16 protein-coding genes are annotated in these 19,252 nt (G+C 72.7%); 4 read left to right on the plus strand and 12 right to left on the minus strand.

All coding sequences use genetic code 11. The annotated features are described in order from the left end of the window. Window positions 1-23: 23 nt before the first annotated feature. Window positions 24-218, minus strand: a complete 195-nt coding sequence (locus tag C1N81_RS16135) for a DUF3046 domain-containing protein (RefSeq protein ID WP_394429694.1) — start codon at window positions 216-218, stop codon at window positions 24-26. A gap of 80 nt (window positions 219-298) precedes the next feature. On the opposite strand from C1N81_RS16135, the gene C1N81_RS16140 reads away from it, so the two are divergent. Beyond that, a complete protein-coding gene (locus tag C1N81_RS16140) occupies window positions 299-1,249 on the plus strand; it encodes a hypothetical protein (RefSeq protein WP_394429696.1) in 951 nt (316 codons plus the stop codon). Here the strand turns inward: C1N81_RS16140 and C1N81_RS16145 are convergent, their stop codons facing one another. The 3 genes from C1N81_RS16145 to C1N81_RS16155 are packed head-to-tail and all read right to left on the minus strand — an operon-like array spanning window position 1,250 to window position 3,199. After that, window positions 1,250-1,558 carry an AzlD domain-containing protein gene (locus tag C1N81_RS16145; protein ID WP_394429698.1) on the minus strand — a complete coding sequence of 103 codons (309 nt, stop codon included), beginning with the start codon at window positions 1,556-1,558 and terminating at the stop codon, window positions 1,250-1,252. Then, complete coding sequence (locus C1N81_RS16150; RefSeq protein ID WP_394429700.1) at window positions 1,555-2,328, minus strand: AzlC family ABC transporter permease; 774 nt, start codon at window positions 2,326-2,328, stop codon at window positions 1,555-1,557. Before C1N81_RS16150 ends, C1N81_RS16145 begins: the two co-directional genes overlap by 4 nt. 10 nt (window positions 2,329-2,338) lie before the next feature. Next, a complete protein-coding gene (locus tag C1N81_RS16155; protein ID WP_394429701.1) occupies window positions 2,339-3,199 on the minus strand; it encodes an AraC family transcriptional regulator in 861 nt (286 codons plus the stop codon). Between the two features lie 88 nt (window positions 3,200-3,287). Between C1N81_RS16155 and C1N81_RS16160 the strand changes: the two genes are divergently transcribed. From C1N81_RS16160 to C1N81_RS16170, 3 genes are all read left to right on the plus strand, one after another. Then, the gene (locus C1N81_RS16160; protein WP_394429703.1) at window positions 3,288-8,042 is read left to right on the plus strand and encodes an ATP-dependent helicase; all 4,755 of its coding nucleotides are present in this window, start codon (window positions 3,288-3,290) and stop codon (window positions 8,040-8,042) included. A gap of 71 nt (window positions 8,043-8,113) precedes the next feature. After that, entirely contained in the window at window positions 8,114-8,920 is an 807-nt protein-coding gene (locus C1N81_RS16165) for an Fpg/Nei family DNA glycosylase (RefSeq protein WP_394429705.1), read from the plus strand. 50 nt (window positions 8,921-8,970) lie between these two features. After that, on the plus strand, window positions 8,971-9,747 hold the full coding sequence (locus C1N81_RS16170) for an SDR family NAD(P)-dependent oxidoreductase (RefSeq protein ID WP_394429706.1): 777 nt from the start codon (window positions 8,971-8,973) through the stop codon (window positions 9,745-9,747). Window positions 9,748-10,408: 661 nt separating this feature from the next. Here C1N81_RS16170 and C1N81_RS16175 read toward each other — a convergent pair. The 8 genes from C1N81_RS16175 to C1N81_RS16210 form a co-directional block, all read right to left on the minus strand. Beyond that, complete coding sequence (locus tag C1N81_RS16175) at window positions 10,409-10,873, minus strand: Dps family protein (RefSeq protein WP_394429708.1); 465 nt, start codon at window positions 10,871-10,873, stop codon at window positions 10,409-10,411. A 152-nt stretch (window positions 10,874-11,025) separates the two neighbouring features. Then, entirely contained in the window at window positions 11,026-11,406 is a 381-nt protein-coding gene (locus C1N81_RS16180) for a helix-turn-helix domain-containing protein (protein ID WP_361076938.1), read from the minus strand. A gap of 109 nt (window positions 11,407-11,515) precedes the next feature. Further along, window positions 11,516-12,085: a CinA family protein gene (locus tag C1N81_RS16185; RefSeq protein ID WP_394429710.1), complete on the minus strand. Its 570-nt coding sequence runs from the start codon at window positions 12,083-12,085 to the stop codon at window positions 11,516-11,518. Next, entirely contained in the window at window positions 12,082-13,083 is a 1,002-nt protein-coding gene (gene pgsA, locus C1N81_RS16190; protein WP_394429712.1) for a CDP-diacylglycerol--glycerol-3-phosphate 3-phosphatidyltransferase, read from the minus strand. The genes C1N81_RS16185 and pgsA overlap by 4 nt, the downstream gene beginning before the upstream one ends. Then, window positions 13,080-14,540, minus strand: a complete 1,461-nt coding sequence (gene rimO / locus C1N81_RS16195) for a 30S ribosomal protein S12 methylthiotransferase RimO (RefSeq protein ID WP_394429714.1) — start codon at window positions 14,538-14,540, stop codon at window positions 13,080-13,082. Before rimO ends, pgsA begins: the two co-directional genes overlap by 4 nt. Before the next feature lie 82 nt (window positions 14,541-14,622). Further along, complete coding sequence (locus tag C1N81_RS16200; RefSeq protein WP_394429716.1) at window positions 14,623-15,468, minus strand: helix-turn-helix domain-containing protein; 846 nt, start codon at window positions 15,466-15,468, stop codon at window positions 14,623-14,625. Window positions 15,469-15,687: 219 nt separating this feature from the next. After that, window positions 15,688-18,447 carry a DNA translocase FtsK gene (locus C1N81_RS16205; protein WP_394429718.1) on the minus strand — a complete coding sequence of 920 codons (2,760 nt, stop codon included), beginning with the start codon at window positions 18,445-18,447 and terminating at the stop codon, window positions 15,688-15,690. Window positions 18,448-18,562: 115 nt separating this feature from the next. Then, complete coding sequence (locus tag C1N81_RS16210; RefSeq protein ID WP_394429720.1) at window positions 18,563-19,243, minus strand: response regulator; 681 nt, start codon at window positions 19,241-19,243, stop codon at window positions 18,563-18,565. Window positions 19,244-19,252: the final 9 nt, after the last annotated feature.

Below are 19,252 nucleotides of genomic sequence, written 5' to 3' on the forward strand. Positions count from 1 at the left end.
CGCCCCGGAATCCGCACCATGGATCAGCGCTTCTCGGCGGGCACGTCCATCGCCGTGCACACCACGCGCCAGACGTCCTTCGCCTCCCACCCGGCGTCGAGCGCCTCGTTCACGGTGCGCCCGCCGAGCCCCGTCATCACGTGGTCGCGCGCGAAGGAGTCCGCGTACCCGGGTCCGAAGTGATCCGCCATCCGCTGCCAAAAGACCGTCAACCGCATGCATCCAGTATCCCGCCCCTGAGAGTGGGGCCCGCCCGGAGCGGCGTTCCGTGGGCGCCGCCGGGTCCTACGGTCGACGCATGGCCGAAACCGGAGCTTCCCCACTCCCCTCATCGCCGTCGGCGCCCTCACCGCTCTCCCGCGCCGGATCGTTCGTCTGGCTGACCGCGCGCGTCCTGGAGCAGCGCCGTTTCGCCTACCACTTCCTGGAGACCTCGCCCGTCGCGGCGGACGCCGTCGAGACCGCCCTGGCCGCCTACCGCACCGCGGACGACGGCTACGGCCACGCCCTCGAACCCGATCTGCGCGGCCCCGCGCCCCAGCCCCTGCACGCCGGGTACGCGCTGCGCGTCCTGGACACGATCGGGCGGTGCGCGGGGCAGCGGGCGGAGCGGGTGTGCCGCTATCTGACCGTCGCCTCCACCCCGGAGGGCGCCCTTCCGGCGGTGCTTCCCAGCCAGCGCGGCTATCCGCACGCCCCGTTCGTGCCGGTGCTGGACGACCCTCCGGGCGAGCTGCTCGCCACGGGCCCGGTGGTGGGCGTGCTGCACCGCAACGAGGTGTGGCACGCCTGGCTCTTCCGGGCCACCGAGTTCTGCTGGGCGGCCGTCGACTCCCTGACGCGGTCCCATCCGTACGAGATCGAGGCGGCCGTCGCCTTCCTGGACGGGGTGCCGGACCGCCCACGCGCGCGTGCGGCGGCCGACCGGCTCGGCCGCCTCGTCCGGGAACAGCGCCTCGTGGTGCTCGACCCGGAGCGCAAGGACGACTGTCCGCCCGCCCCTGGTTACGCGCCGGGCGAGCACCACTTCCCGTACGACTACGCGCGGGCCCCGGAGTCGCTGGCCCGCTCCTGGTTCACCGACGAGGAGATGACGCGCGCGCTCGACCATCTGGCGGGCGAGCAGCGGGAGGACGGCGGCTGGCCGGTCAACTGGCGCCGGTGGACGCCCGCGGCGGCCCTGGAGGCGCGCCCCATGGTGACGATCGAGGCGCTGCGCACCCTGCGCGCGTACGGGCGCCCCCTGTAGTCACCCGGTGAGCGCGCGCACTCCTGCCGTGACGGCCACCGCGGCGGCGACGACCACAAGGAACGGAGCGCGCAGCAGCAGCGCGACGGCGGCCGCGGCCACTCCGGCGGCCCTGGCGTCCAGGATCAGCTCCCGCCCCTCCGCGAACGTCTGCTGCGCCGTGAGCGCGGCGAGCAGTGCGACGGGCAGCAAGGCGGCCAGTCGCTTCACAGCGGGCCGTTCCAGGGCGCCCGCGGGCACGAGGAGGCCGATCAGCTTGACGGCGTAGCAGCCCACGGCGGTGACGCCGACGGCGATCCAGATGTTCATCGGTCTCCTCCTTGCGCGGTGTCGTCCGTGTCGGCACGGCGGCGCCCCTCCACGTAGAGCACGGCGGGGGCGGCGAGCGCGGCCACCAGGACGGGCACCCCTGCGGGCAGCACGGGGAGCAGTCCGAGGCCGAGTACGACGGCGATGGCGGCCACGGCGCGCTCCTTGGCGCTCTTCACCATGGGCGCGAGGAGCGCCAGGAAGACGGCGGGGCCTGCCGCGTCGAGCCCCCAGGCATCGGTGTCGCCGATGGCCTCGGCGCCGAGTGCGCCGAGCAGGGTCGTCAGGTTCCACAGGACGTACAGGGTCAGTCCGGTGACAGTGAAGCCCATGCGCACGCTGCGCCGTGTGGGCTGGGCGAGGGCGACGGCCGCCGTCTCGTCGATGACCCAGTGCGCGGCGAACGGCCGCACCGCGCGCGGCAGGGCGAGCAGTTGGGAGAGGCGCAGCCCGTAGAACGCGTTGCGCACGCCGAGGAAGAAGGCGCCCGCGGCGGCGGTGAACGGGTTGCCGCCGCCCGCGAGCGCGCCGACGAGCGCGAACTGCGAGGCCCCGGTGAAGACGAGAAGGCTGAGCGCGCAGGTCTGGAGCACGGTGAGGCCCGCGCCCGCGGAGGTCACGCCGAAGGCGAATCCTGACAGGCCTACGGCGATGCCGACGCCGAGCGCGTCCCGGACGACGGCCCCGTCGGACGTGCCCTCGGGGGTGGTGTGCCCGGGCGGGGACCCGTCCGGGGTGCGTATGTCGGTGGGTGTTGTCTGTTCTGCCACGCCCCGGACCCTACGAGGGCACCTGTGAGCGGTCTTGTACGTTCTTGCGCTCGCGCTGGTACGCCCCCGGTGGGACCCCGACGATCCGGGTGAAGTGCCGGTTGAGGTGCGGCTGGTCGGTGAATCCGACGGCCACCGCGGCGTCGGCGGGCGCCTGGCCCTTCTCGAGGAGACGCCGCGCCACGCGCACGCGCGCGTTGGTGAGCCAGGCGTGCGGCGGCATTCCGTAGGCGTCGCGGAAGGCGCGCAGGAGGGCGAACGGGCTGCTGCCGAGGTCCGTCGCGAGGGCCTCAAGGGACGGCGGATCGGCCAGGTTCTCCTCCAGGACCGCACGCGCGCGTGCTGCCGCTGTCGCCCCGGCCGACCGGCGCGGTCGCGGGGTGAGTGCCCTTCCGTGGTCCCGCAGGAGCCGGGCGAGCACGACCCGCAGCAGGCTGTCCGCGGCCAGCGCGTTGCCCTGCTCGGCCGCCCGGTGCACCTCCGCGATCAGGTGCGCGGCCCGCGGATCAGTGATCATGGTCTCGCCGAAGCTGACCGTTCCGCGCGCCGCGGTCGTCTCCGCCGCGATCTCGGCGACGACCTCCGCGGAGGGGTACAGCGTGTAGTACGACCAGCCGTCGGGCCCGCCCGCGCGCGCTGTGTGCGCGACCTCGGGATTGATCATGACGACGGTGCCGGGCCCGGCACGCAAAGTGCCGTCCGGCAGCCCGACCTCCTCGATCCCGCGGGTCACCGCGCCGAAGACATAGCCGTCGTGGCTGTGGCGCGGGAACGTGTGCCGGAGATAACGGGCCCGCAGCAGGTCGAGCCCCGGCAGCCGCTCGTAGCGCCAGTGCCGTGCCCACTCGCCGTCGCCCGTCGTCCCCGCCATCCCTTCATTCTGCGTCACGTCACCCCGATGAACCAGTCGTTTCCGCAGGTCAAGGGCGGTTGTCAGTGGTGAGGTGCAGGATGGGTGCATGGTCAGGTCCAGGCAAGGGGCCCCTGACGGCTCCGGCTCCCCGAGCGCCCTAGACGGGTTCTCCCCCGCGACCCGCGGTTGGTTCACGGGGGCCTTCTCCGCGCCCACCCCCGCCCAGGCCGGGGCGTGGCAGGCGATCGGCGAGGGTTCGGACGTGCTGGTCGTCGCGCCGACCGGCTCCGGCAAGACGCTCGCCGCGTTCCTCGCCGCCCTCGACCAGCTGGCCTCGTCGCCTCCGCCGGCCGATCCGAAGAAGCGCTGCCGCGTCCTGTACGTGTCACCGATGAAGGCGCTCGCGGTCGATGTGGAGCGCAATCTGCGCAGCCCGCTGACCGGCATCCGCCAGGAGGCGGTGCGCCTCGGCCTGCCCGAGCCCGAGGTGAAGGTCGGCATCCGCTCCGGCGACACCCCGCCCGCCGAGCGCCGCGCCCTCGCCACGCGCCCGCCGGACATCCTGATCACGACGCCGGAATCGCTGTTCCTCATGCTGACGTCGGCCACGCGGGACGCGCTGACCGGCATCGAGACGGTGATCGTGGACGAGGTGCACGCGGTGGCGGGCACCAAGCGCGGCGCCCATCTGGCGCTCTCCCTGGAGCGCCTGGACGAGCTGCTTCCGCGCCCGGCCCGCCGGATCGGCCTGTCCGCGACGGTCCGCCCGGTCGACGAGGTGGCGCGCTATCTGTCGCCGCAGCGCAAGGTGGAGATCGTCCAGCCGCCGTCCGGCAAGCGGTTCGACCTGTCCGTGGTGGTCCCGGTCGAGGACCTGGGCGAGCTGGGCGGCTCCCCGGTGCCCGACTCCGACCAGGGGGCCGAGCGCCCCTCGATCTGGCCGTCCGTGGAGGAGCGCATCGCGGACCTCATCGAGGGCCACCGCTCCACGATCGTCTTCGCCAACTCCCGGCGCCTTGCGGAGCGCCTGTGCAACAGGCTGAACGAGATCGCCTACGAGCGCGCCACCGGCGAGGCCCTGCCCGAGGACCACTCCCCCGCCGAGCTGATGGGCGGCTCGGGCGCGGCGACAGGCGCCCCGCAGATCCTGGCCCGCGCGCACCACGGCTCGGTCTCCAAGGAGCAGCGCACGCTCGTCGAGGAGGACCTGAAGGCCGGCCGGCTGCCCGCCGTGGTCGCCACGTCCAGCCTGGAACTGGGCATCGACATGGGCGCCGTCGACCTCGTCATCCAAGTGGAGTCGCCGCCGTCCGTCGCCTCGGGACTCCAGCGCGTGGGGCGCGCGGGCCACCAGGTGGGCGCGATCTCCACCGGGGTCGTCTTCCCGAAGTACCGGGGCGACCTCGTGCAGTCGGCGGTGGTGACCGAGCGGATGCGCTCGGGCGCCATCGAGTCGCTGCGCGTGCCAGGCAATCCGCTGGACGTCCTGGCCCAGCAGCTGGTCGCGATGACGGCCATGGACGCCTGGCAGGTCGACGACCTCCTGGCACTCGTCCGCAGGGCCGCCCCCTTCGCCTCGCTCCCCGAGTCGGCGTTCACCGGCGTCCTCGACATGCTCGCGGGCCGCTACCCGTCCGACGCCTTCGCCGAGCTGCGCCCGCGCGTGGTGTGGGACCGCGTCGCCGGTACGGTCACGGGCCGGCCCGGGGCCCAGCGCCTGGCCGTCACCTCCGGCGGCACCATCCCCGACCGCGGCCTGTTCGGCGTCTTCCTGGCGGGCACCGACCCGAAGAAGGGCGGCGGCCGCGTCGGCGAGCTGGACGAGGAGATGGTCTACGAGTCCCGCATCGGGGATGTCTTCACCCTCGGCACCAGCTCCTGGCGCATCGAGGACATCACGCGCGACCGCGTCCTCGTCTCGCCCGCGCCCGGCGTCCCCGGCCGCCTCCCGTTCTGGAAGGGCGACCAGCTGGGCCGCCCGCTCGAGCTGGGGCGCGCGGTCGGCGCCTTCCTGCGCGAGGTCGGCTCGCAGAAGCCCGACGACGCGCGCGTGCGCCTCGCCGAGGCGGGCCTGGACACCTGGGCCGCGGAGAACGTGCTGTCGTACCTGGCCGAGCAGCGGGAGGCGTGCGGCCACATCCCGGACGACCGCACCATCGTCGTCGAGCGTTTCCGCGACGAGCTGGGCGACTGGCGCGTCGTCGTGCACTCCCCCTTCGGCGCCCAGGTGCACGCCCCCTGGGCGCTCGCCCTCGGCGCCCGGCTCAGCGAGAAGTACGGCATGGACGCGCAGGTCATGCACGCCGACGACGGCATCGTCCTGCGCCTGCCCGACGCCGACCTGATGGGCCTGGACCTCCTCGACCAGGAGCCCTCCAAGCCGGGCCTGGAGTACGACTCCGACCAGGCGCCCATCGGCGCGGCCGACGTCGCCTTCGACAAGGGGGACGTCGACCAGATCGTCACCGACCAGGTCGGCGGCTCGGCCCTGTTCGCCTCCCGCTTCCGCGAGTGCGCCGCCCGCGCGCTGCTCCTGCCCAAGCGCAACCCCGGCAAGCGCACGCCCCTGTGGCAGCAGCGGCAGCGCGCCTCCCAGCTGCTCCAGGTGGCCAGCGAGTTCGGTTCCTTCCCGATCGTCCTGGAAGCGGTGCGCGAGTGCCTCCAGGACGTCTTCGACGGACCCGGCCTCGCCGAGCTGATGGGTGACATCGAGTCCCGCAAGGTCCGCCTCGTGGAGGTCACCACCCCCGAGGCGTCCCCCTTCGCCCGCTCCCTCCTGTTCGGCTATGTCGCGCAGTTCCTGTACGAGGGCGACTCCCCGCTCGCCGAGCGCCGCGCGGCCGCGCTGTCCCTGGACTCCCGGCTCCTCGCCGAACTCCTCGGCCAGGCCGAGCTGCGCGAACTGCTCGACGCGGACGTCCTGGCCGAGCTGGAGCAGGAGCTGCAGTGGCGCACCGAGGACCGCCGCGTCAAGGACGTCGAGGGCGTCGCGGACCTGCTGCGCCTCCTCGGCCCGCTGACCGACGCGGAGCTGGCGGAGCGCGGCGCCGAGCCCGGCTGGGCCGAGGAGCTGGCGTCCGCGCGGCGCGCCATCCAGGTCCGGATCGCGGGCACCGAGCACTGGGCGGCGATCGAGGACGCGGGCCGCCTGCGCGACGCGCTCGGCACGGCGCTCCCCGTCGGTGTCCCCGAGGCGTTCACGGAGCCCGTCAAGGACCCGCTCGGCGACCTTCTCGCCCGCTACGCGCGCACGCACGGGCCGTTCACCTCCATGCAGGCCGCGGCCCGGTTCGGCCTGGGCGCCGCCGTCACGGAGGGCGCTCTGCAGCGCCTTGCGGCGAACGGCAGGGTGGTGCAGGGCGAATTCCATCCCGCGGGTATCGGCCAGGAGTGGTGCGACGCCGCGGTCCTTCGCCGCCTGCGCCGCCGCTCCCTCGCCGCGCTGCGGCACGAGCTCGAACCCGTACCCCCTGCCGCGCTCGCCCAGTTCCTGCCCCAGTGGCAGCACCTGGGCGGACACGGGCTGCGCGGTATCGACGGCCTGGTCCGCGCCGTCGAGCAGCTGCAAGGCGCCTCGGTCCCCGCCTCCGCCCTGGAGAAGCTGGTCCTGCCGTCCCGTGTCGCCGGTTACGCGCCGGCCCTCCTCGACGAACTCACCTCGTCGGGCGAGGTGCTGTGGGCGGGCGCGGGTTCGCTCCCCGGCAAGGACGGCTGGGTCTCCCTCTACCTCGCCGACACCGCCCCGCTCCTCCTGCCGCCCCCGCACCCTCTGGAGCTGACGCCGCTGCACCAGGCGGTCCTGGACAGCCTGTCCGGCGGCTACGGGTTGTTCTTCCGCCAGATCGCGGACCAGGTCCGCGCGTCCACGGAGGGCCGTGAAGGCGCCCCCCTCACCGCCACCGACCCCCAGTTGGCCGACGCGCTGTGGGATCTGGCCTGGTCGGGCCGGCTCACCAACGACACGCTCGCCCCGATGCGTGCCGTCCTCGGCTCGGGCCGCACCGCGGGCTCCACCGCGCACCGCGCGCGCAGATCCGTCCCGCGTGGCCGCTACGGGAGCCTGACGGCCGCCGCGCGGGCCACCTCGCGCACCGGCCCGCCCACCGTCGCCGGACGCTGGTCGCTGCTCCCCGCCCAGGAACCCGACCCGACCGTGCGCGCCCACGCCCTGGCCCGCACCCTCATGGACCGGCACGGCGTCGTCACGCGCGGCGCGGTCGCCGCCGAAGGCGTGGAGGGCGGCTTCTCGGCGATGTACCGCATCCTGTCCGTCTTCGAGGAGAGCGGCCAGGCCCGGCGCGGCTATGTGGTGGAGGGGCTCGGCGCCGCCCAGTTCGCCATGGACGGCGCGGTGGACCGCCTCCGCGCGGCGGCCAGCGCCCAGGAGCGCGGCACACCCCCGCCCGACCCGTTCGCGCAGGCCGACGCCCCGGCCGCCAAGGGCTCCGCCCCGCGCGCCCTGGTCCTGGCCGCCGCCGACCCCGCCAACGCCTACGGCGCGGCCCTGCCCTGGCCCGAGCCGCCCGCGCGCGCGGGCCACAAGCCGGGCCGCAAGGCGGGCTCCCTGGTCGTCCTGGTCGACGGCGAGCTGACGCTCTACATGGAGCGCGGCGGCAAGAGCCTGCTGGCCTGGCCGGCCGCCGAGTCCGACAGCGCCGCACCGTCCGCGGCCCAGGTCGCCGACGACCCCCGGCTGCCCGCCGCCGCCCGCTCCCTCGCCGAATCGGCCCGTACGGGCGCCCTGGGCACGATCACCGTCGAGCGCATCAACGGCGAGGCGGCGCTCACCTCCCCGTACGCCCCGCTGCTGGAGGGAGCCGGTTTCCATGCGACACCGAGGGGGCTGCGTCTGCGTGCCTGAGGCCACTTCGACGAGATCATCCGCACCATGCGCGCCCGCCGCCGCGCCGGTGTGCGGCCTACCCTGATCACATGCCCGAAGGAGACACCGTCCTGCAAGCCGCCAAGCGGCTGCACACCGCGCTCGCGGGTCAGGTCCTCATCCGTTCCGACCTGCGCGTCCCCCGGTTCGCCACGGCGGATCTCACGGGGCGCTCGGTCCTGGAGGTCGTCTCGCGCGGCAAGCATCTGATGACCCGCATCGAGGGCGACCTCACCCTCCACTCCCACCTGCGGATGGACGGCTCCTGGAAGATCTACGCACCGGGCGAGAGCTGGCGCGGCGGCCCCGCCTTCCAGATCCGGGCGATCCTCGCCAACGCGTCGCACGCGGCCGTCGGCTATCGCCTCCCCGTGCTCGAACTGCTCCGCACCAGCGAGGAGGAGAAGGCGGTCGGCCATCTGGGCCCGGATCTGCTCGGCCCGGACTGGGACCCGGACAAGGCGCTCGGCAACCTTCTGCGAGATCCCGGCCGGGCCGTCGGCGAGGCCCTCCTCGACCAGCGCAACCTCGCCGGTGTGGGCAATGTCTTCAAGTCCGAGATCTGCTTCCTTCTCGGGATCACGCCATGGCTCCCGGTCGGCGAGCTGCCCCCCGAAGCCGTCGAGCGCATCGTCCCGCTCTCCAAGAAGCTCCTGGAGTTCAACCGGGACCGCCCCAACCGCGTCACCACCGGCCGCGCCCGCCCCGGCGAGCGCCTGTACGTCTATGGCCGCGCCTCACGCCCCTGCATGCGCTGCCGCACCCGGATCCGCGTGGCCGAACAGGGTGACGGCTCGCGCGAACGCCCCACCTACTGGTGCCCCACCTGCCAGCCGGGCCCGCACCCCGCAAGGTAACTCCGGCACGCCAATTGACGACCCGTCAGCTCAGCTCCTACGGTCCCCTCATGCCCGTAAAGGCGTACGACTTCACCGGCCGCACCGCGTTCGTCACCGGAGCGGCGAGCGGGATCGGCCGCGCGTCGGCCGCGCTGCTCGCCGAGGCGGGAGCCACGGTGCACTGCGCGGACCGCGACGCACAGGGCCTGGACGAGACGGCCGCGCTCATCAAGGAGAACGGCGGCGCGGCGCACACCCACACCCTGGATGTGTCCGACCGCGCCCAGGTGACCGAGGCCGTCGCGGCAGCGGCCAGCCCGACCGGCACGCTCGACATCTTGGCCGCGGTCGCCGGGATCATGCACACCAGCCCCGTCCTGGAGACCCGCGACGAGGACCTCGACCGCGTCCTGGCCGTCAACTTCAAGGGCGTCCTGTACGCATGCCAGGCAGCGGCCCGCACGATGATCGCGGCCGGCACCCGCGGCTCCCTCGTCACCATGGCCTCCGGCGCGATCGACACCGGGGGTCCGGGCCTGCTCTGCTACGGCGCCGCCAAGGCAGCCGTCGTCCAGCTCACCAAGACGCTGGCCACGGAGGTGGGCCCGCACGGCATCCGCGTCAACGCGGTGGCGCCGGGCTGGATCCGCACCCCGATGACGACCCGCCACGACGCGAGCGCCCAGGCCCACACGGAATCCCTGATGGTGCGCATGGCGCCGCTCGGCCGGGTCGGCGCCCCGGACGACATCGCCCACGCGGTGCTCCACCTGGCCTCCGACGCCTCGGCTTTCACAACGGGCCAGATCCTCCGCCCGAACGGCGGCGTAGCAATGCCATGGTGACCCGCCCCGCTCCCCCCACCCTCAACCACCTCGCCCCTCACAACGAGCAGGACCCCCGCCCGAACGGCGGCGCCGGAATGTGGTGACCCGCCCCGGCCTCCCCTCAGCCCTCGAACACCTAGCCCCTCACGACGAGCCAGACCCCCCGCCCGAACGGCCGCGCCGCAATCCCATGATGACCCGCCCCGGCCTCCCCTCAGCCCCCGAACGCCTAGCCCCTCACGACGAGCCAGACCCCCCGCCCGAACGGCCGCGCCGCAATCCCATGGTGACCCGCCCCGCTCCCCCCTCTCCCCGCCCCCGTACCCCCGTCCGGAAGTCACGCCCCGCCCGTCTGGCCCGCGCCCGTACCCACCGTGCCCCATGGCGCCCGGAACCACCCGCGACCCCCGCCGCCCGCCCCTTGGGCAACGCGTGCACCGGCAGCAGGCTGAGACCCCAGCCGCCGAAGGTGACCGCCCCCTCGAACACCCCCGCGTCCGGTGTGAGCGCCAGTCGCAGGACGGCCCACCACCACAGCCCGCCGAGCACTATGCCCGGTATCCACCGCGGCAGCCGCCTCACCACGACCGCTCACCTCCACCTGTCCCCGGGCCCCACAAGCGTGCGCCCGACGATCGCCCCGCCGGGCCGTCGGCGGGCGGCCAATGACATGCCGGTCTCAGCCGCGGTTCTCCGCCTGGAACATCCAGTGGTGCTTCTCAAGATCGGCTGTGATGCCGATGAACATGTCCTGGCTCACCGGGTCCGCCTCACCGGTCGCCCGGATCCGCTCCCGCATCCGCGTGATCACCGCGCCGAGCGCCTCCACGAGCGTCCCGACGGCGTCCGTGTCCTTGACCCAGCCCTCGGCGACGGCGGCGATCCCGCTGCTCGCCGCGACCGTCGTGGCCCGCCCGTCCGGCGGGACGCCCAGCGTCGAGGCCCGCTCGGCCACCGTGTCGGAGTGCAGACGCGCACTGTCCACGACCTCGTCGAGCTGGAGGTGCACGCTACGGAACCGGGGCCCGACCACGTTCCAGTGGACCTGTTTCGCCACGAGCGAGAGATCGACCAGGTCCACGAGCGCGCCCTGCAACGCCTCGGCCACGGTCGTCAGGTCGGCATCGGACAGCGGACTCTTCACGGTGTACCTCCGTCACTCTCGCGGCTACCCTCACGAGATCACCGTCCACGATGGCACACATGCACCATTACGGACACACGAGACGAAAAAAGAAAGCCCCGGCCGGTTTCCCGGCCGGGGCTTTCCCCGTTCACCGCGCGCAGCGCGAGACGTCACGCCGCTACGACGTCGACCGCCTCCGCAGGCGCCTTGATCGTCACCCGTTCCGGCGGGACGCCGGTCACGGAGACAGAATTGAGCATCGGACGGACCGGTGCGCGCACCGGCTCCGACGGGACCGCTGCTGCCGACTCGGCCAGCTCCGCGAGAGCGAGCTCGTCACTCACCTCGCGCATCAGCTCGGACATCCGTACGTCAAGCGCGTCGCAGATAGCGGAAAGCAGCTCGGAGGAAGCCTCCTTCTGCCCCCGCTCCACCTCGGAGAGATAGCCGAGCGAGACTCGGGCGGACGAGGAGACTTCGCGCAGAGTACGGCCCTGGCGCTGGCGCTGCCGACGCAGCACGTCACCAAGCAGGCGACGGAGCAGAATCATCGGTGGCTCCCTCCTCGGACCGCGTAGCCGCATCCTTCACGCCCCACCGTACCGCCTCGTGCCGCGGCCGTGCGGGGAGCGATGTCGTGTTCACTCAGGGCTGCAAACATCAAAACCCCCCGTTCTGTTCCGTATCCTGTGCCCGCGCATTCTCAGTACGTTCGCCGGAATGCCCTCCGACCAGCTCTTCCGTGAGCAGGCCGAGCACGCTGCGTACACTCTCCCTACGGATTTCCATGCGCCCGCCGTTCAACCGCAGCTCCAGCACTTTGCGGCTACCAGCGAAATTCCGTGTGCCCTTCGCACCGCTTTTTCCGGGCCCCACGACCGCCACGTAGACGGTGCCGACGGCTTGTCCGTCCTGCGGTTCGGGCCCGGCGACGCCGGTCGTCGCGATCCCCCAGTCCGCGCCGAGCGCCTCGCGCACCCCGGCCGCCATCTGCAGCGCGACGTCCGGATGGACGGCCCCGTACTCGGCCAGCAGGTCCGCCTCGACGCCGAGCAGCTGGTGCTTCAGCTCCGTCGCGTACGCCGTGACGGAGCCGCGCAGGGCCTTCGACGCCCCGGGCACCGCCACCAGCTCCGCCGCGACGAGGCCACCGGTCAGCGACTCGGCCACGGCGAGGGTCTCCCCCCGCCCGGTCAGCAGCCGCAGCGCCTCGACAGCCTCGTCCGTCACTTCTCGGCCGCCTCCGACGACGAAGCCGGCTCGGCGACGGCCGGCACTTCCGCGACAGCCGACGGCTCGACGGCGGCAGAGGGCTCGGCGGCAGACGACTCGGCGACGGCCGGCTCGGCGACGGGCTCGACAGCAGCCGCGCCCGCCTCAGCGGCCCCCTGCTGCCCACCGGCCGGACCGGCGCCCACAGACTCGGCGCTCACCGACTCCGCGCTCACCGAATCCGCGACCACCGACTCCACAGCCGCCTGCTCGACGGCCTCCGGGTCCACGACCCCCGGCCCCGCGCCCGGCGCCCCGGCCGCGTGCCCCGAGGTCGCCTGCGCGACAGCCGCCTGGGAGACCGCGGCCGCGGCCGCCGCCTCCGCGAGACCGGCCCGCCGCAGCACGATCGCCTGGCGTACGTAGTCGAGCCCGGTCAGCACGGTCAGGGCGACCGCCACCGCCATCACCCAGAACCGGAACGTGGCCAGCGGCCCGGTCAGCGCCAGGACGTACATGCCGACGGCCGTGCCCTGCGCCAAGGTCTTCATCTTGCCGCCGCGGCTGGCCGGGATGACCCCGTAGCGGATCACCAGGAACCGCAGCAGGGTGATCCCGAGCTCACGCCCGAGGATGACGCCCGTCACCCACCAGGGCAGGTCGTCGAGGGAGGAGAGACAGATCAGCGCCGCGCCCATGATCGCCTTGTCGGCGATGGGGTCGGCGATCTTCCCGAAGTCCGTGACCAGGTTGTACGTCCGCGCCAGATGCCCGTCGAAGATGTCGGTGATCATGGCGACGGCGAACGCCGCCCAGGCCCAGGCTCGCCACGCGGGGTCGTACCCGCCGTCGGCGAGCATGAGCGCCACGAAGCCGGGCACGAGCAGCAGCCGCACCATGGTCAGGATGTTGGCGATGTTCCACAGGCTGGCCTCGTTGACGGCCGCAGCGCCCAGCTTGCCGCCGGGCGCCGGCGTGCCGGTCCCGCCCGTGGCGGATGCCGGGACTCCGGTCATCTGCCCGCCTCCTCAAGCCCGTCGAACGGCTCCGCGACGAGGTCCACTCCCTCGGTCCCGACCACCTTTGCCTCGACCATACGGCCGACGCTCAGTCCCGCGCCGCCCGTGAGCCGCACCTGCCCGTCGGTCTCGGGCGCCTGGTGGGCGGCGCGGCCGACGATCCCCTCCTCGGGGTCGACGGACTCGACGAGCACCTCCACGGTCTCACCGAGCCGCTCCTCGGCGCGCTGCGACACCAGTTGCTCCGCAAGGCGCGACACGCGCGCGAGGCGCTCCGCGACGACGTCCTCGTCCAGCTTGTTCTCGTAGGTCGCCGCCTCCGTGCCCTCCTCGTCGGAGTAGCCGAAGACGCCGATGGCGTCCAGGCGCGCCCCGTTCAGGAAGCGCTCCAGCTCGGCGAAGTCCGCCTCCGACTCGCCGGGGAAGCCGACGATGAAGTTGGACCGGACACCGGCCTGCGGCGCCTTGCTCCGAATGGTGTCGAGCAGCTCGAGGAAGCGGTCGGTGTCGCCGAAACGCCGCATCGCGCGCAGCACGCCGGGCGCGGAGTGCTGGAAGGAGAGGTCGAAGTACGGGACGACCTTGTCGGTGCCCGTCAGGACGTCGATGAGGCCGGGACGCATCTCGGCGGGCTGCAGGTAGCTGACGCGGACCCGCTCGATCCCGTCGACGGCGGCCAGCTCGGGCAGGAGCGACTCCAGGAGGCGGATGTCGCCCAGGTCCTTGCCGTACGAGGTGTTGTTCTCGGAGACCAGCATGATCTCCTTGACGCCCTGCTCGCCGAGCCAGCGCGTCTCGTTGAGGACGTCGCTGGGGCGGCGCGAGATGAAGGAGCCGCGGAACGAGGGGATGGCACAGAACGAGCAGCGCCGGTCGCAGCCGGAGGCCAGCTTCACCGAGGCGACGGGCGCCCCGTCGAGGCGGCGGCGCAGCGGCGCGCGCGGCCCGGACGCGGGCGCGATCCCCTCGGGCAGGTCCGCCGGGGCGTGGCCGGGCAGCGCGATGCCGGCACCGGCCTCCTGGCGCTCGGCCGGGCTGATCGGCAGCAGCTGGCGCCGGTCGCGCGGGGCGTGGGCCTCCACACTGCCGCCCGCGAGAATGGTCTGGAGGCGGCCGGAGATGTCCTCGTAGTCGTCGAAGCCCAGAACGCCGTCGGCCTCGGGCAGCGCGTCGGCCAGCTCCTTGCCGTACCGCTCGGCCATGCAGCCGACGGCGACGACGGCCTGGGTTCTGCCGTGGCCCTTGATGTCATTGGCTTCGAGCAGGGCGTCGACGGAGTCCTTCTTGGCGGCCTCGACGAAGCCACAGGTGTTCACGACCGCGACATCCGCGGACTCGGCGTCCTCGACGAGCTCCCAGCCGTCCGCCTCCAAGCGGCCTGCGAGCTCCTCCGAGTCCACCTCGTTACGGGCGCAGCCAAGGGTGACAAGTGCGACGGTACGGCGTTCGGGCATGGACTCAAGACTACTTCGTTCCACCGACAGCCCTCGCCGGGAGGGTTCGGGGAGCGCCCCGGAAGCGCCTCTGACCTGCTTGTCAGCCGACTTCCGGGTCACCCTTGGTGTACGTGAGCCGCTCGACCTGGCCGGGCTGGAACTCGTCCGCGATCTGCTTCCCGTTCACGTACAGCTGTATGGCACCGGCGTCGCCCAGGACGAGATCGATCTTGGTGCTGTCCTGGAAGGTCTTGGACTGGCCCCGCTCGAGCACGCCGTCGAACAGCGTCCGCCCGTTGTGATCCTTGGCGGAGATCCAGCTGCGCCCGTCCGCCGCGTTGAGCTTCACCGTGACCTTGTCCTGGGGAGCCGCCGCGATGGCGCTGTCCGAGGGGTCCGGCTTGGGGTCGACGGGCTTCTTGCTGGGGCTCGGCTTTGTGGCGGGCTTGCTGGTGGCGGGGGTGGCGCCCTCGGCCGCCTGCTGCTTGCCGCCGTCGTCGTCCCCGCCGCTGACCACGGTGTAGCCGACGAACGCGATGACGGCCACGATCGCGGCGACCATGGCGGCGGTCCAGTTGGGCCGGCGCGGCTCGGAGCGGATGCGCTCGGCCTCGAACAGCGGGGTGGCGGGCGTGGGCGCGGCCGGCCCGCCGTGCTCGGCGCCGTACCGCGCGAGGAGCGGTTCGGGATCGAGGCCCACCGCGCGCGCGAGCGTGCGGATGTGGCCGCGCGCGTACACGTCGCCACCGCAGCGGGAGAAGTCGTCCGCCTCGATGGCGTGCACGATGGGGCCGCGCACCCGGGTGGACTGGCTGACCTCGTCGACGGTCAGGCCCGCGGCGATACGTGCCTGCTGCAGGGCGCGGCCGACCGAGGGCCCGTCGTCGGTGCTCGGGGCGCTGGGCTGCGAAGGACGGTCGTCTTCAGGGGAGTTGCCGATGGACACGGGGGCGCCTTTCGAGCGTGTAACCACCTGCTGGAGGTTCAGTCTAGGGGGGGTGCGAAAGGGTGGGGCAACCGGGCGGCCGGACTTTGTACGCCATCAGAATGGCCCGACATCCTGATGGTGGGACAAGTTGGTGTCCCTTCCCTCAACTTGACGTACTCGATGGGGAAACGGTTGCCCCGGATCCCCGTACGAGTGACATCGAAATCGAAAGATCCTTTACGGCTGCCCCTCCCCGCGGATGACCGCGAGCACTCCGTCCAGTTCGTCCGGTTTCACGAGGACGTCGCGCGCCTTGGAGCCCTCGCTCGGTCCGACGATGTTGCGCGACTCCATGAGGTCCATCAGGCGGCCGGCCTTGGCGAAGCCGACCCGGAGCTTGCGCTGGAGCATGGACGTGGACCCGAACTGGGTGGAGACGACCAGCTCGGCCGCCGCGCACAGCAGGTCCAGGTCGTCGCCGATGTCCTCGTCGATCTCCTTCTTCTGCTTGGTGCCCACGGTGACGTCGTCGCGGAAGACGGGCGCCATCTGGTCCTTGCAGTGCTGCACGACCGCGTGGATCTCGTCCTCGGTGACGAACGCGCCCTGCATACGGGTCGGCTTGTTCGCGCCCATGGGCAGGTACAGGCCGTCGCCCTTGCCGATGAGCTTCTCGGCGCCGGGCTGGTCCAGGATGACGCGGCTGTCGGCGAGCGAGGACGTGGCGAACGCGAGCCGGGAGGGCACGTTCGCCTTGATCAGACCGGTGACGACGTCGACCGACGGGCGCTGCGTGGCGAGCACCAGGTGGATACCGGCCGCGCGCGCGAGCTGCGTGATGCGCACGATGGCGTCCTCGACGTCGCGCGGGGCGACCATCATCAGGTCGGCGAGCTCGTCGACGATCACAAGGAGGTACGGGTAGGTCTTCAGCTCCCGCTCGCTGCCCTCGGGCGTCTTGAGCTTGCCGTCGCGGATCGCCTGGTTGAAGTCGTCGATGTGCCGGTAGCCGAAGGCGGCCAGGTCGTCGTAGCGCAGGTCCATCTCGCGCACGACCCACTGGAGCGCCTCGGCGGCCTTCTTCGGGTTGGTGATGATCGGCGTGATGAGGTGCGGGATGCCCTCGTACGCCGTCAGCTCCACGCGCTTGGGGTCGACGAGGACCATCCGCACGTCCTCCGGGGTCGCCCGCATCATGATCGAGGTGATCAGGCAGTTGATGCAGGACGACTTTCCGGAGCCGGTGGCACCGGCGACCAGGATGTGCGGCATCTTCGCGAGGTTCGACATCACATAGCCGCCCTCGACGTCCTTGCCGAGCGCGACCAGCATCGGGTGCTCGTCCTCGGCGGCGTCGGCGAGGCGCAGCACGTCCCCGACGTTGACCATCTCGCGGTCGGTGTTCGGGATCTCGATGCCGACCGCGGACTTGCCGGGGATCGGGCTGATGATCCGCACGTCCGGCGAGGCGACCGCGTACGCGATGTTCTTCGCCAGGGCGGTGATCTTCTCGACCTTCACGGCGGGGCCGAGCTCGACCTCGTAGCGCGTGACCGTCGGGCCGCGCGTGAAGCCGGTGACCGCCGCGTCGACCTTGAACTCGGTGAAGACGGTGGTCAGCGACTCCACGACGGCGTCGTTGGCGGCGCTGCGCGACTTGCCGGGCCCGCCACGCGTCAGCAGGTCGAGCTTCGGCAGCGCGTACGTGATGTCGCCGGCGAGCTGGAGCTGCTCCGCGCGCGCGGGCAGGTCCCGGGCATCCTCGGGCGCGGCCTTGGTGAGATCGGGGACGGCGAGCTTGGAGGGCGTCGGCTCGGGCTCCGGCGCGACGGGCGCGGACTTCTTGCCGCGCGCCGTCGGCACCGGCGCCGTGCGCTCCGGCGCGGGCACCTCGCCCGAACGTTCCGTCCGCTCCTCGCGCTCCGTGCCGACGCCCTGGGTGAGGTCGGCGACCAGCGGCGACGGCGGCATCCCGTGCAGCACGGCACCGTCCAGGGCGGCGGCGGCAGCGGCGGCCACGTCGACGGCGTCCATGGGCCGGTCCATGGACGGCTGCACGGACGAGCGCCGCGGCCTGCGGCGCTTGGCGAGGGCGTCCTCCTCTATGCGGTCGGGGTCGTACGCCCCGGAGGCCGTGGAGCGGCGCCTGGCGGGCGCGGGCGGGGCCTCGCGCCACTCGTCCTCGTAGTCGTCCGCCGCCAGCTCCTCGGCGGCCAGGTCGTCGTGGACGAGGCCGAGCCGCACGCCGAGCAGGCGCAACCGCTGCGGGATCGCGTTGACCGGCGTCGCGGTGACCACGAGGAGGCCGAACACGGTGAGCAGGACGAGCAGCGGCACCGCGAGCACGTCGGTCATGGTGAAGCTCAGCGGGGTGGCGGCGGCCCAGCCGATGAGGCCGCCCGCGTCCCTTATGGCCTGCATGCCGTCCGCGCGCGCGGGTGAGCCGCACGCGATGTGGACCTGGCCGAGCACGCCGACGACAAGCGCGGAGAGGCCGATGACGATACGCCCGTTGGCCTCGGGCTTCTCCGGGTGGCGGATGAGGCGCACGGCGATGACGCCGACCAGTATCGGCATGAGCAGATCGAGCCGGCCGAACGCGCCGGTCACCAGCATCTCGACGAGGTCGCCGACCGGGCCTTGCAGGTTCGACCAGGTACCGGCCGCGCAGATCAGCCCCACGCCGAGCAGAAGCAGCGCCAGGCCGTCCTTGCGGTGCGCCGGGTCGAGCCCCTTGGCGCCACGCCCTATGCCGCGGAACATGGCTCCTACGCTGTGCGCGACGCCGAGCCAGAGGGCGCGCACGACGCGGTACAGGCCCCCGGTGGGGCTGGGCGCCGCCTTGGGCGCGGGCTTCTTCGCCGCCACCTTCTTGACGGGCGCTTTCGCGACCTTCTTGGCGGGGGCTTTTTTCGCAGGGACCTTCTTCGCCGGAGCCTTGGTGGGCGCTGCCGCCTTTTTCGCGGGCGGCTTCTTGGCTGCGGGACGTGAGGCCATAGGTGTGAGGTTACCGGGGGAGGCGCCCACGTACACGTGTGCCCAGTGCTTCACCCTTTTGTGTCGCGGGCCCGGAGTGGCCGAACTGACGCGCCCTCAAAGCCGGGGCGGGGCCTCAGCTCTGGGACGGCAGGGACGGCGCGCCGTTGCCCGCGCCGGGCTCCAGGGCGTCGAGCGCTCTGCGCAGGCCGGTGAGTTTGCGCTCCAGGTGGGCGGCCGTGGCGACCGCCGCCGCGTCCGCCGACTCCTCGTCGAGCTGCTTGGAGAGCGCCTCGGCCTGCTCCTCGACCGCGGCAAGGCGCGCGGACAGCTCGGCGAGCAGCCCCGCGGGCTCCTTGGCGTCGCCGACGGCCCGGCCGCCGCCCTCCAGCTGGAGGCGGAGCAGAGCGGCCTGCTCACGGAGTTGGCAGTTCTTCATGTACAGCTCGACGAAGACCGAGACCTTGGCGCGCAGCACCCACGGGTCGAAGGGCTTGGAGATGTAGTCCACCGCGCCCGCCGCGTACCCGCGGAAGGTGTGGTGCGGGCCATGGTTGATCGCCGTGAGGAAGATGATCGGGATGTCCCGTGTCCGCTCCCGCCGCTTGATGTGCGCCGCGGTTTCGAATCCGTCCATTCCGGGCATCTGAACGTCCAACAGAATGACCGCGAAATCGTCCGTGAGCAGCGCTTTGAGCGCTTCCTCCCCGGACGATGCCCGCACCAGCGTCTGATCGAGCGCGGAGAGGATGGCCTCCAGCGCCAGCAGATTCTCCGGCCGGTCATCGACCAGGAGGATCTTGGCCTTCTGCACCATGGCCCGCCC

The sequence above is a fragment of the Streptomyces sp. SGAir0957 genome (genome assembly GCF_043523415.1).